Consider the following 12,296-nt stretch of genomic DNA (forward strand, 5'->3'; position numbering starts at 1 on the left):
CATCGTTGACATGAGCGAAGAGCCCACCAGCACAGATCTAGCAGAGGCGGTCATCAAGGGACCGCCGAAGACGTTGGGCGGCGGCCTGATCAAGGCCATGCGCCCGCGCCAGTGGGTCAAGAACGTGCTGGTGCTGGCCGCGCCGCTGGCCGCCGGCAAGACCGCGGCCGGCGATCTGGTGATCACCGACTGGTCGGTCCTCGGGCACGTGGCCATCGCCTTCCTCGTGTTCTGCATGGCCGCCTCGGGCATCTACCTGGTCAACGACGCGCTAGATGTCGAGGCCGACCGGGCCCACCCGACCAAGCGCTACCGGCCCATCGCGGCCGGCGTGGTGCCGGTGAACCTCGCCTACGGGCTCTCGGTGGTGCTGCTGGCCGGATCGATCCTGCTGTCCTTCACCGCGAACTGGCATCTGGCCGTCGTGATGGCGGTCTACATCGGCATCCAGCTGGCCTACTGCTTCGGCCTCAAGCACCAGGCCGTGCTCGACATCTGCATCGTGTCCTCGGGCTTCCTGCTGCGCGCGGTCGCCGGCGGTGTCGCCTCGGATATCCGCCTGTCCCAGTGGTTCCTGCTGATCATGGCCTTCGGCTCGCTGTTCATGGCGACCGGAAAGCGCTACGCCGAGTTGAAGATCGCGCTCGACACCGGCGCCAAGATCCGCAAGTCGCTGGAGTACTACACGCCGACCTACCTGCGTTTCGTCTGGACCCTGTCCGCCACCGCGGTGGTCGTGTTCTACGGTCTGTGGGCGTTCGAGCAGGATCGCGCCAAGGACACCATCTGGTTCGCCATCTCGATGATCCCCTTTGTCATCGCCATCATGCGATACGCGGTGGACGTCGACCGCGGCGAAGCGGGTGAACCCGAAGAGATCGCCCTGGGGGACCGGGTCCTCCAGTTCCTCGCAATCGCCTTGATCGGAGCGGTAGGTGTCGCTGTCTATCTCACCTGACGTGGTAGAGGGAGAAGAGCGAGAAGAGGGCGCGCCGACGGCACAATTGCCGGTCGGTCGCGGTCGTCGGCGCGCGGTGGACGACACCGCGCGCGGTTTCTCGCGACTATCCCGCGCCACGTTCATCGGTGGGATCGTGCTGACCGCGACGCTGTTCGCGGCCGGTGCGTGGCAGCGCCGCTGGATCGCCGACGACGGCCTGATCGTGCTGCGCACGGTCCGAAACCTGATGGCCGGCAACGGCCCGGTTTTCAACTCCGGCGAACGGGTCGAAACCAATACCAGCGCCGCCTGGACCTATGTGGTCTGGTTCTTCAGCTGGCTGACCCAGGCCCGGCTGGAGTACGTCGTGCTCGGCATCGCGCTGACCATGTCGGTGCTGGCCATCGTGTTCGCCATGCTGGGCGCGGCACGGCTGTGGGGCGGAACGTCTTCCGCGCTGCTGGTGCCCGCGGGCGCCGTGGTCTACATCGCGCTGCCCCCGGCCCGCGACTATGCCACCTCCGGACTGGAGAACTGCCTGGTCATCTTCTGGGTGGCGGTCCTGTGGTGGTGGCTGATGCGCTGGTCGCAGGCCGAGAAGGTGCGCGTCGCAAGCTTTTTCGGCCTGGTCTTCTGGGCCGGGCTGGCGCCGCTGATCCGGCCGGAGCTGTCCGTCCTGGGCGGACTGACGTTGCTCGTGCTGTTCTGCGCCCCCGTCCCCGCGACGCGGCTGCGGCCCTGGCTGTTCCGGACCCTCGTGGTGGCGGTGGCCGGGCTGGTGCCGGTCGGCTACCAGATCTGGCGGATGGGCTACTACGGCCTGCCCTACCCGAACACCGCGGTGGCCAAGGACGCGGGCGGGGCCAAATGGTCACACGGTTTCACCTACCTGTGGGATCTGGTCGGCCCGTACTGGCTCTGGCTGCCCTTGCTGCTGCTGGCCGCCGCCGCGATCGTGCTGGTGCGGCAGGGCCGCGGCGCCGATCCGGCCGACAGCCACGGGGACGCCACCGAGACTCCGGACCGCAACTGGCGCGGGCGGATTCACCGCTTCAGTGTGTGGCTGCGCACCCCGGCCGCGATCGTGACCCTGATGGTCGGCAGCGGTGTGCTGCTCGTCATCTACGAGCTGCGCGTCGGCGGCGACTTCATGCACGGCCGCATGCTGCTGCCGCAGCTGTTCCTGCTGATCCTGCCGGTGGCCGTGCTGCCGATCCGACTGCCGCGCGCCGGCGAGTCCGGAACCCGCCGCCTGAGTTGGGCCTTCGCGTTCGTGCTCGCGGCATTCGCGGGCACGGTGGGCTGGGCGCTGTTCGCGGCCGACACCACCGCGATCAAGACCGGCACCACCATCCGCTCCAACGGCATTGTGGACGAGCGCATCTACTACGTGCTCCGGACCGGTCACGATCATCCGATCCTGGCCTCGGACTACCTGGACTACCCGTGGATGCGCGCCATGGTCCGCGATATCGCCAACTCCACCGACGGTGCGCTGCTGATCGTCTCGCCGTCGTTCATGAACTGGTACATCGACCCGGCGCCGGCGATCCCGCCCGGTTCGGACGAGAAGCCCGAACACGTGGTGTTCTTCCTGAACTTGGGCATGACCAGCATGAACGTTCCCTTGGACGTGCGGGTCATCGATCAGATGGGGCTGGCGTATCCGCTTGCCGCACATACCGATCGGTTGACCGATGGCCGGATCGGCCACGACAAGTCCCTCTACCCGGACTGGGTCGTCGTCGACACCGGCATGGTGGACAAGCATCCGTGGATGCCGTCGTTCCTGGACGAGAAGTGGGTGACCCAGGCGCGAACGGCGCTGTCCTGCCCCGAGACCCAGGCGCTGCTGGCCTCCTCGCGGGCCCCGCTGACCTTCGATCGCTGGCGGCACAACCTGGTGCAGTCGCTCGACTTCGCCAAGTACCGCATCGACCGCGTGCCGAAGTACGAGATCCAGCGGTGCCAGTTGGTCGATCCGACCCAGCCGCCGCCTCCGGCACCCGCGCCGCCGAAGTAGCGAGAACAAAGCCCCGCATCCATACCGGATGCGGGGTTTTCTCTTGTGCGCGAGGGGGTTCGACCGAAACGTCACGTTCGTGCCACGAGATATGCGATGCTGTCTCGATTTGGTAACACCCCGGCGTGGGTTTCGCGATAAGCTCCGCGAGTACTCCCGACGCCGCCAGGAAATCCGCTGTGTGGCAACGGTTGTCGCAATACGAACCCGGGCGGGTTGACAGGGGGCCCGGGGCGCACGGACGGAAGGCCGATTATGCGGGGCGTGACGGTTAAGGGTGGGGCACGGAGCTGGCTGCGGAAGTCGGTGCTGGCCTTGGCATTGGCGACCACGGTGCCGCTGGGGGTGTCCGTGCTGGGCACGGCCCCGGCGCAGGCCGCGTTCAGCCCGGACGGCCTGGACTTCTACGTCGACTCCTCGATGGGGCCGATCAAGAACCGCGTCTTCCGTGCGGCGGACGGCAATACGAACCGCGTGGTCTACGCACTGGACGGCGAGCGTGCCCGCGACGACCTCAACGGGTGGGAGATCAACACCGATGTCGCGCACGCGCTGACCGCCGCCAATATCAATGTGGTCATGCCGATCGGCGGACAGTCCAGCTGGTACGCCGACTGGAATTCGCCCAGCACCTTCCTCGGCCTCCCCGCCGGCACGGCCTCCCAGCAGTCCGGATCCGGTGTCACGCAGGTGCTTTCCGGCGGTCCCGGCAAGTCCTACACCTACAAGTGGGAGACCTTCCTGAGCCAGGACCTCCCCAATGCCCTGCGGGACCGCCTGGGCTTCAGCTCGACCCGCAACGGCATCTTCGGCCTGTCCATGAGCGGCGGTTCCGCGCTCATGCTGGCGGCCTTCCATCCGAACCAGTTCTCCTACGCCGGTTCGATGTCCGGCGCGCTGGACCTGTCGCTGCCCGGCATGCGCGACGCCATCCGGGTGGCCATGCTCGACGCGGGCGGCTACAACGTGGACGCGCTGGCGGGGTCCAAGGACCTCAAGTGGCAGCACCTGGATCCCTTCCAGTTCGCGCCCAAGCTGAAGGCCAACGGCACCCACCTGTTCATCTCGGCGGGTAGCGGCCTGCCCGGATCGGCCGCCGATATCACCGCGACGATGGTGCAGGCCATGGGCATCGAGGTGGTGTCGCTGGCCGGCACCAAGGCCTTCCAGGCGCGCTGGGCCGCGCTCGGCGGCGGCAATATCGTCACCGACTATCCGGCCATCGGCGTCCACAACTGGAAGAACTGGGAGGGCGAACTGGGCCGCATGCTCCCGGACCTGTCCGCCAATATCGGCTGAACAGTATCGATGATTTCCTCTGCGCGCCTTGAGCATTCATCTCCGGAGATGGGGGATGCTGAAGGCGCGCACCGGTTTTCGCGTGCGGTTGCACTGCGGTTCGAATGGTCTGGAGTGATAGCCGATGGATATGAGTCCGGGGCAGCGGAATTCGGCCCTCTGGCAACTCTCGAGTCACTGCCAGGCGCGGGTTTGCGCCACATTCCGGGCAAACCGTGGCGCTCGTCACTTTTGTCACGTTCCGATAACGCCCCGTTACCACTCGCGCGATAGGGTCGCCGAGACCTCTGCCGTGGTCACGAGCACACGGTGAGACGAAACGACAGGAAAGGCCGGACACATAAATGCGAGGCGATAGACGTCAGAGATCCCGCGGTTGGCTCAAGAAATCCGTGGTCGGATTGGCGCTGGCGGTTGCACTGCCGTTCGGGGTGTCGGCGGTGGGCGTCGGCACGGCGAACGCGGCGCTCGACCCCTCCGGATTCGACTTCTGGGTCGACTCGGCGTCCATGGGGCCGGTCAAGTCGCGCGTCTTCCGCGCGGCCGACGGCAACACCTCCCGCGTCGTCTACGCCCTCGACGGCATGCGCGCGGGGCAGGACCTGAGCGGCTGGGAGATCAATACCGATATCGCCCACGCGCTGACCGCCGCGAACATCAATGTCGTCATGCCGATCGGCGGCCAGTCCAGCTTCTACGCCGACTGGAACGCGCCCAGCAGCGTCCTCGGCGTCGGTGGCGGCGCCGGTTCCTCGGGCTCCTCCTCGCTGTCCTCGTCGGGTTCCTCCTCGGGCTCGGGCGCCTTCCAGATCCTGGGCGGCGGCCCCGGCAAGAGCTACCGCTACACCTGGGAGACCTTCCTGTCCCAGGACCTGCCCAGCGCGCTGCAGAGCCGCCTCGGCTTCAGCCGCACCCGCAACGGCATCTTCGGTCTGTCTATGGGTGGTTCCGGCGCGCTGACCCTGGCCGCCTACCACCCGGACCAGTTCAGTTTCGCGGGCTCGTACTCCGGCTACCTGAACATCTCCGCGCCCGGCATGCGTGAGGCCATCCGCCTGGCCATGATCGACGCCGGCGGCTACAACGTCGACTCCATGGCGCCGCCGTGGGGCCCGCAGTGGCTGCACATGGACCCGTTCGTGTTCGCGCCGCGCCTGAAGGACAACAACACCCGCCTGTGGATCTCCGCCGCGAGCGGCGTCCCGGGCGCGGGTGACGTCACCGGCATCATGCCGGTCATCCAGGGCGTGCCGCTGGAAGCCCTCGCGCTGGTGAACACCCGCGCCTTCCAGGCCCGCATGCTGTCGCTGGGCGCCGGCAACGTCACCTACGACTTCCCGGCCACCGGTGTCCACAACTGGAACAACTGGAACGCCGAGGTCTATCGCATGATCCCGGACCTGTCCGCCAACATCGGATAAGACCCGATTTCGAAGGCCCCCGCATGTCGATGCGGGGGCCTTCTTTCGTTCTCCCGACGAAGATCGTTTTGCGACTCGCCGCGCCGACCACACCGGACACGCCCAGCTGGTCATCCGATACTCATCTCGTAGCGAAGATGAGTTCTGCGTGATCAGTGTTCTGCTCAAAACGAGAAGGGCTGGGTCGATGCGGGTGCGAGGCTTCATTCGAAAGGTGCTGGGCGTCGGTGCTGCCGCCCTGCTGATGCCGTTCGGGGCGGCGGTGATCGAAGCGCCACCGGCCGCCGCGGCCTTCGATCCGGCCATCTTCGACTTCTGGGCCGATTCGCCCTTCATGGGGCCGATCAAGACCCGCATCCTGCGCGCCCGCGACGGCAACACCCAGCGGGTGGCCTACGTGCTGGACGGCATGCGCGCGCAGGAGGACCTGAGCGGCTGGGAGATCAACACCAATGTGCCCCAGGTGCTGGCCGACTGGAACATCAATGTGGTCATGCCGATCGGCGGCCAGTCCAGCTTCTACGCCGACTGGGATGCGCCGAGCTCGTGGTTCGGTATCCCGCCCGGCGCCGGTTCCGCGGCCTACAACACCGGATCGGGCGCGACCGAGGCGCTGGGCGCCGGTCCGGGCAAGAGTTACCGCTACGCGTGGGAGGACTTCCTCACCAACCATCTGCGCTGGGAACTGCAGAACCGCCTGGGCTTCAATCCGAATCGCAACGGCGTCTTCGGTCTGTCGATGGGCGGCAGTGCCGCGCTGACGCTGGCCGCCTACCACCCCGACTTCTTCAGCTACGCGGGTTCCTACTCCGGCTACCTGAACATCTCGGCTCCCGGTATGCGCGAGGCGATTCGAGGCGCCATGCTCGACGCGGGCGGCTACAACGTGGACTGCATGGCGCCGCCGTGGGGACCGCAGTGGCTGCGCATGGACCCGTTCGTCTTCGCACCCACCCTGATCGCCAACAACACCCGCTTGTGGATCTCCGCCGGTAGCGGCGCCCCCATGCCCGAGGACCTGAACATCCCCCTCGGCATGGCCGCCGACCGCCTGATCCGCGGCGCCCCGCTGGAAGCCCTGGCGCTGGCCAACACTCGCGCCTTCCAGGTCCGCATGCTCACCTTGGGCGCGCAGAACGTCGTCTACGACTTCCCGGCCACCGGCCTGCACGCCTGGACCAACTGGGCGAACGACGCCTACCGCATGATTCCGGACATGTCGGCGAATATCGGCTGACGTCAAAAGTGAAATACCTGGTGGCCGCCGCCCGAAAAGGGCGACGGCCACCATCGTTTCTCATCACGGTTTGGTCGCTTGACGTGTTTCGATAGCCGTTGGCTCCGAATAGGGGCCTATAGAAGATTCAGCGTCAGCAGCTTCTGCATATCGGCAGTGGTCAACGGTGACCACGCTCTGAAAGGCGAGTCGATGCGGTCTGTTCGGGTGCTCCATGGCGCATGGCGGCGGTCCCTGGTGGGATTCGCGGCGGCAGTTGCCGTTTCACTGTCCGGGATGGTGGGGGCGGCCCCCTCGCACGCGGCATTCGATCCGGGCGGCTACGACTTCTGGGTCGATTCCTCCATGGGCCCGATCAAGTCGCGCATCTTCCGCGCCCAGGACGGCAATACCCAGCGGGTTGTCTACGCCCTGGACGGATTGCGCGCCCGCAACGACCTTTCCGGCTGGGAGATCGACACCGATATCGAGCGGGTGCTGACCGCCTGGAACATCAATGTGGTGATGCCGGTCGGCGGTCAGTCCAGCTTCTATTCGGACTGGGTGGCCCCGAGCAACACCAATGGGCAGACCGTCCCCTATGCCTGGGAGACCTTCCTGACCCGGGATCTGCGCAATGCGCTGGCGGCCCGGCTGGGTTTCAACCCGCGCGGGAACGGCGTGTTCGGCCTGTCCATGGGCGGCAGCGCCGCGCTGGTGCTGGCGGCCTATCATCCGGACCAGTTCCGTTATGCCGGATCATATTCCGGGTATTTGAACATTTCCGCGCCCGGTATGCGCGAGGGCCTGCGCGCCGCGCTGCTGGACGCGGGCGGCTACAACATCGACGCCATGTGGGGTCCGCCCTGGAGCGAATTGTGGCTGCGCAACGATCCTTTCGTTTTCGCGCCGCGGTTGCGCGACAACGGCACCCGGCTGTGGATCTCGAGCGGAAACGGCCTGCCCGGTCAGCGGGATGTGGTGCGCAGCCCCCTCGACGCCTACAACGTGGGCAATGCGATGGGGCTGGAAGCCATAGCACTCGCGAATACCCGCTCGTTCCAGGTGCGGCTGGACTCGCTGGGCGTGAACAATGCGGTCTTCCAGTTCACCGCCGACGGTGTGCACAACTGGCCGTACTGGGCCGACCAGGTCTACAAGATGCTGCCGGATCTGAGCGCCAACCTCGGTTGAGCGAATCCATCACCCGATCGACCGAATCCGCCAAGCGGCGTGTGGCGTAAGCGATTTCCGCTTTGCCGCGACATCACGAGCGATTCGCGATATGGTCACCGCACCATTACGGTCGTATGCGATGGTGGGAATCCCCTAATCATTAAGCATGACCTTGCCAACCGCTCGGAGCGTCGAATACCCTCCAGCGAGCGCAAGTGTGACCAACCGGTGGTAGCGCTTCGCTCGCAGGGGAGTGTCGGGATTCGCTGCGAGTGCTGATCGCGTTTGTCCGCGTATGGCTTCGTCGTGCGCGCGTGCGTGATTGACAACTTAAGACACCGCAGTGGCGCAGTGCTGCGGTAGAGAAGGAGCAGTATCCATGCGTTTCGGCAGGTCCGCCGTGCCGGGAGTATCGTCGCGACGCCGTGCGCAGAGTGGTTGGCGCTCACGGTTCCTCGCCGCCACCGTCACCGCGGCGGCGCTCGCTGTCCCGACCGCTTCCCTGGCCGCCCCGTCCATCGCCACGGCCGCTCCGGCCTTCGGTCCGATGCATCGCGGCATTCCGGGCAGCTTCGAGGAACTGATGGTGCCCTCCAGCATGGGCCCGATCAAGGTTCAGGTGCAGTGGGCCCGCAACGGCGGTAGCTCCGCGGTCTACATGCTCGACGGCATGCGCGCCCGCGACGACCGCAATGCGTGGGCGAACGCGGACGAGGGCGATGCCCCGGGCATCTTCGCCAACGACGACATCAACGTGATCATGCCGGTCGGCGGTCAGTCCAGCTTCTACGCGGACTGGGCGTCGCCGTCGAACACCAACGGCCAGAAGTTCACCTACAAGTGGGAGACCTTCCTGACCAAGGAACTCCCGGACTTCCTTGCGGGCTATGGTGTTTCGCGCACCAACGTGGCCATCGCGGGTCTGTCCATGGGTGGTTCGGCCGCGCTCATGACGGCCGCCTACCACCGCGACATGTTCAAGCAGGCCACCTCGTTCTCGGGCTACCTGAACCTGTCGGCGCCGGGCATGCGCGAGGCCATCCGCCTGGCCATGCTGGACGCCGGTCGCTACAACGTGGACTCGATGGCCGCGCCGTGGAGCCCGGCCTGGCTGCGCATGGACCCGTTCGTGTTCGCGCCGCAGCTGAAGAACCTGCCGATGTACATCTCCTCGGGTAACGGCATCCCGGGCCCGCGCGACGGTGTCGGCTCCTTCGCCGACGTGTTCAACACCGGTAACGCGATGGCCCTCGAAGCCCTCGCGGTGGTGAACACCCGTGCGTTCCAGGCTCGTCTGGGTCAGCTCAACATCCCGGCCCAGTTCGACTTCACCCCGACCGGTACCCACAAGTGGGGCTACTGGCACGACGAGCTGATCAAGGCGCGTCCGCAGATGCTGTCGGCCCTGGGTCTCGCGTAATACCAACCCGCACCGCGATAGCGGAAGGGAATGAACCGGTCACCCCGAGGGGTGGCCGGTTCTTTTATGCCTCCCCAAGATTCGCCGCAACGGGGTAGAAAACTCTTGTGACAGCTGTGGCGATTGGTAAATGGGGGAGAGGCGGCCGCAGAGGGCTGGTCGCGCTCGCGGTAGCCACGACGGCCTTGCTGACGGTGGGGACGGCGTATGCGGAACCGGGGGTGGCGCCGCCAACCGGCGAACCGGCCAAACCGACTAAACCGGAAATCCGAAATGCGGTATGGCTCAGCGATAGACGCGTGGCCCTGTGGGTGGACTCGCCCTCGATGGGCACGCAGATCCAGGTGCAACTGCTGCTGGCCCGGGACTGGAATGCCAAGCCGGACGCGAAATTCCCGGCGCTGTACATGCTCGACGGCCTGCGCGCCACCGACGATCAGAGCGGATGGACGAAAGAGGCCGGGGCGGAATCGTTCTACGCCGACAAGAACGTCACCGTGGTGCTGCCGGTGGGCGGCGCGGCCAGCTTCTACACCGACTGGAAGCGCCCCGACAACGGCAAGACCTACAAGTGGGAAACGTTCCTCACCAGGGAATTACCGCCGCTGCTCGACCGCGATTGGCGCACCACCAATGTGCGCGGCCTGACCGGGCTCTCCATGGGCGGCACCGCGGCCATGATGCTGGCGGCCCGCAATCCCGGCTTCGCGCGCTACGCCGCCTCTTTCTCCGGCATGCTCACCCTCACGACTCTCGGTATGCCGCAGGCGATCGCGTACGCCATGCGCGATGCGGGCGGCTACAACTCCGATGCCATGTTCGGCCCGGCCACCGACGCCGAATGGGAGGCGCACGATCCCTACGCCCTGGCCGAAAAACTGAAGGGCCTCAGCCTGTATGTGTCCGCGGGCAGCGGCCTGGCGGGCGTCTACGACCTGCCCTCCGGCATTCCGGGCGTGAGCACCAACTGGACGGGTATGGCACTGGAAGTGTTGTCCCGCTTCTCCTCTCAGCAGTTCGTGGCCAAGCTGAACAAGCTGAGCATTCCGGTGCAGGTGACCTATCGGCCGTCGGGCACGCACTCCTGGCCGTACTGGGATTTCGAGATGCGGCAGGCCTGGCCGCAGGCGGCGTCCGCGCTGGGCGTGGAGGCGGCCAAACCGGACTGCGCCGCCGCGGGCGCGATTCTGCCTGTGGCACTGGGGAAGTCGTGGCTGGGCGACTGCCTGACCGGGGAGTACAAACTGGCCGGCGGTGTGGCACAGGACTTCCGGGGCGGACGGGTGGTGTGGTCGGCGGCCACCGGCGCGCATCCGGTGGGCGGCATGATCGGCGGTGCGTACGAGGGTGCGGCGGGACCCGCTGGCGCACTCGGCTTTCCCACGTCCGACGAAACGCCCATACAGGGCGGAGTGCAGCAGGCATTCCAGCACGGCACCATCGTCTTCCACGACGGAAAGGCCGAGATACACGCCAGCTGAACCGGATACCCGCCGGTTACCTCCGAGCCGACGGTAGAGTGCACCGTTGTCCGTGACTCCCGTCACGTTGGTGTGCTTCCCCCCTGCGGTTCAGGAGATCGATCTCTATGGCAGTACAGGGCGCTTCGTCATGCCCGCAAGGCGGTTCGATTCGGAAGAACAAGCGCGCTCGCGCCCGGCTGCTCACCGGTGCCCGGGGCTGGCGGCGGGCCTTGGCGGTGGCCGCGGCCGTGCTGGCGCTGCCCGCCCTGGCCGGGCCCGCGCTCGCCATGCCCACGCACCCGCTGCACCGCACGCCCGAGGGCGGGTTCGAGGAGCTGATGGTGCCCTCGAGCATGGGGCCGGTGAAGGTCCAGGTGCAGTGGGCCAAGCACGGCGGCGATGCCGCGCTCTATCTGCTCGACGGCCTGCGCGCCCGCGACGACTTCAATGCCTGGACCTTCGAGACCAACGCGCTGCAGCAGTTCGCCGACGACAACATCACCCTGGTGATGCCGGTCGGCGGGCAGTCCAGCTTCTACACCGACTGGCGCGCGCCCTCGAGCACCAACGGCCAGAAGTTCACCTACCGGTGGGAGACCTTCCTGACCGATGAACTGCCGTCGTTCCTGGAGGGTTTCGGCGTCTCCCGCACCAATAACGCGGTGGCCGGACTGTCCATGGGCGGCTCGGCGGCGCTGGCCCTGGCGGCCTTCCATCGCGACCAGTTCAAGCACGCCTCCTCGTTCTCAGGCTATCTGAACATCTCCGCGCCGGGCATGCGCGAGGCGATCCGCATCGCCATGCTCGACGCGGGCCGCTTCAATGTCGACTCCATGGCCTGGCCCTGGAGCCCGGCCTGGCTGCGCATGGACCCGTTCGTCTTCGCGCCCCAGCTGCGCAACTTGCCGCTCTACATCTCCGCCTCCTGGGGCGTGCCGGGCCCGCACGACAATCCGGAGGGGCCCGTCGGGCTTTTCAACACCGTCAATGCCGTTGCGCTGGAAGCCCTGTCGATGGTCAACACCATCGCCTTCATGGCGCGCATGAACCAGCTCGGCATCGGCGCGCACTACAGCCTGCCGACGCGAGGCACCCATTCCTGGGGTTACTGGCAGGACCAGCTGGCGGGTGCCCGGCCCGACATCCTGGCCGCGCTGGGGGTCTCCTGACGGCGTGTTTTAACGGACGCGCCGAGAGCGCTCCGGAAACTGGGCGGTTGCTGTAGAACGTCCGGTTTCCGTGTGTCCTACCGGGAGTCACGCCCTTCCGGAGGTACAACACTTGTGTGGCTGGAGTTGTCCGTGTGATCAATCGGGGGCGCATGCGCTGGATGGCATG

The 12,296-nt window shown here is 66.6% G+C and carries 8 protein-coding genes and 1 pseudogene; all 9 read left to right on the top strand.

Annotated elements, in window-relative coordinates:
• The first annotated feature begins 10 nt into the window (after nucleotides 1-10).
• The 9 genes and pseudogenes from ACAM49_RS11935 to ACAM49_RS11975 all read left to right on the top strand — a co-directional run bounded on the left by ACAM49_RS11935 (nucleotide 11) and on the right by ACAM49_RS11975 (nucleotide 12,127).
• Nucleotides 11-958 (top strand): decaprenyl-phosphate phosphoribosyltransferase, encoded by a 948-nt coding sequence (locus ACAM49_RS11935; RefSeq protein ID WP_369635533.1) that lies wholly within the window; start codon nucleotides 11-13, stop codon nucleotides 956-958.
• A gap of 46 nt (nucleotides 959-1,004) precedes the next feature.
• Nucleotides 1,005-2,963, top strand: coding sequence for a flagellar motor control protein ZomB (gene zomB, locus ACAM49_RS11940; protein WP_369635540.1), 1,959 nt, complete (start codon nucleotides 1,005-1,007; stop codon nucleotides 2,961-2,963).
• A 264-nt stretch (nucleotides 2,964-3,227) separates the two neighbouring features.
• Nucleotides 3,228-4,262 (top strand): alpha/beta hydrolase, encoded by a 1,035-nt coding sequence (locus tag ACAM49_RS11945; protein ID WP_369635534.1) that lies wholly within the window; start codon nucleotides 3,228-3,230, stop codon nucleotides 4,260-4,262.
• A 344-nt stretch (nucleotides 4,263-4,606) separates the two neighbouring features.
• Complete coding sequence (locus ACAM49_RS11950) at nucleotides 4,607-5,683, top strand: alpha/beta hydrolase (protein ID WP_369635535.1); 1,077 nt, start codon at nucleotides 4,607-4,609, stop codon at nucleotides 5,681-5,683.
• 244 nt (nucleotides 5,684-5,927) lie between these two features.
• Nucleotides 5,928-6,920 (top strand): alpha/beta hydrolase, encoded by a 993-nt coding sequence (locus ACAM49_RS11955; RefSeq protein ID WP_369635541.1) that lies wholly within the window; start codon nucleotides 5,928-5,930, stop codon nucleotides 6,918-6,920.
• A gap of 276 nt (nucleotides 6,921-7,196) precedes the next feature.
• The gene (locus ACAM49_RS11960) at nucleotides 7,197-8,093 is read left to right on the top strand and encodes an alpha/beta hydrolase (RefSeq protein ID WP_369635536.1); all 897 of its coding nucleotides are present in this window, start codon (nucleotides 7,197-7,199) and stop codon (nucleotides 8,091-8,093) included.
• 361 nt (nucleotides 8,094-8,454) lie between these two features.
• A complete protein-coding gene (locus tag ACAM49_RS11965) occupies nucleotides 8,455-9,495 on the top strand; it encodes an alpha/beta hydrolase (RefSeq protein WP_369635537.1) in 1,041 nt (346 codons plus the stop codon).
• A 221-nt stretch (nucleotides 9,496-9,716) separates the two neighbouring features.
• A pseudogene (locus ACAM49_RS11970) lies at nucleotides 9,717-10,937 on the top strand (alpha/beta hydrolase-fold protein); the annotation flags it as partial.
• Between the two features lie 146 nt (nucleotides 10,938-11,083).
• Nucleotides 11,084-12,127 carry an alpha/beta hydrolase gene (locus ACAM49_RS11975; protein WP_369635538.1) on the top strand — a complete coding sequence of 348 codons (1,044 nt, stop codon included), beginning with the start codon at nucleotides 11,084-11,086 and terminating at the stop codon, nucleotides 12,125-12,127.
• Nucleotides 12,128-12,296 lie beyond the last annotated feature (169 nt).

It is taken from the genome of Nocardia sp. JMUB6875 (assembly GCF_041154655.1).
Classification (GTDB): domain Bacteria; phylum Actinomycetota; class Actinomycetes; order Mycobacteriales; family Mycobacteriaceae; genus Nocardia.

Excerpts from the sequence above, each read along its gene's own strand:
- ACAM49_RS11950 (WP_369635535.1), top strand. The coding sequence starts at position 4,607 with ATGCGAGGCGATAGACGTCAGAGATCCCGCGGTTGGCTCAAGAAATCC.
- ACAM49_RS11935 (WP_369635533.1), top strand. The coding sequence starts at position 11 with ATGAGCGAAGAGCCCACCAGCACAGATCTAGCAGAGGCGGTCATCAAG.
- ACAM49_RS11975 (WP_369635538.1), top strand. The coding sequence starts at position 11,084 with ATGGCAGTACAGGGCGCTTCGTCATGCCCGCAAGGCGGTTCGATTCGG.
- ACAM49_RS11955 (WP_369635541.1), top strand. The coding sequence starts at position 5,928 with ATGCCGTTCGGGGCGGCGGTGATCGAAGCGCCACCGGCCGCCGCGGCC.
- ACAM49_RS11960 (WP_369635536.1), top strand. The coding sequence starts at position 7,197 with ATGGTGGGGGCGGCCCCCTCGCACGCGGCATTCGATCCGGGCGGCTAC.
- ACAM49_RS11965 (WP_369635537.1), top strand. The coding sequence starts at position 8,455 with ATGCGTTTCGGCAGGTCCGCCGTGCCGGGAGTATCGTCGCGACGCCGT.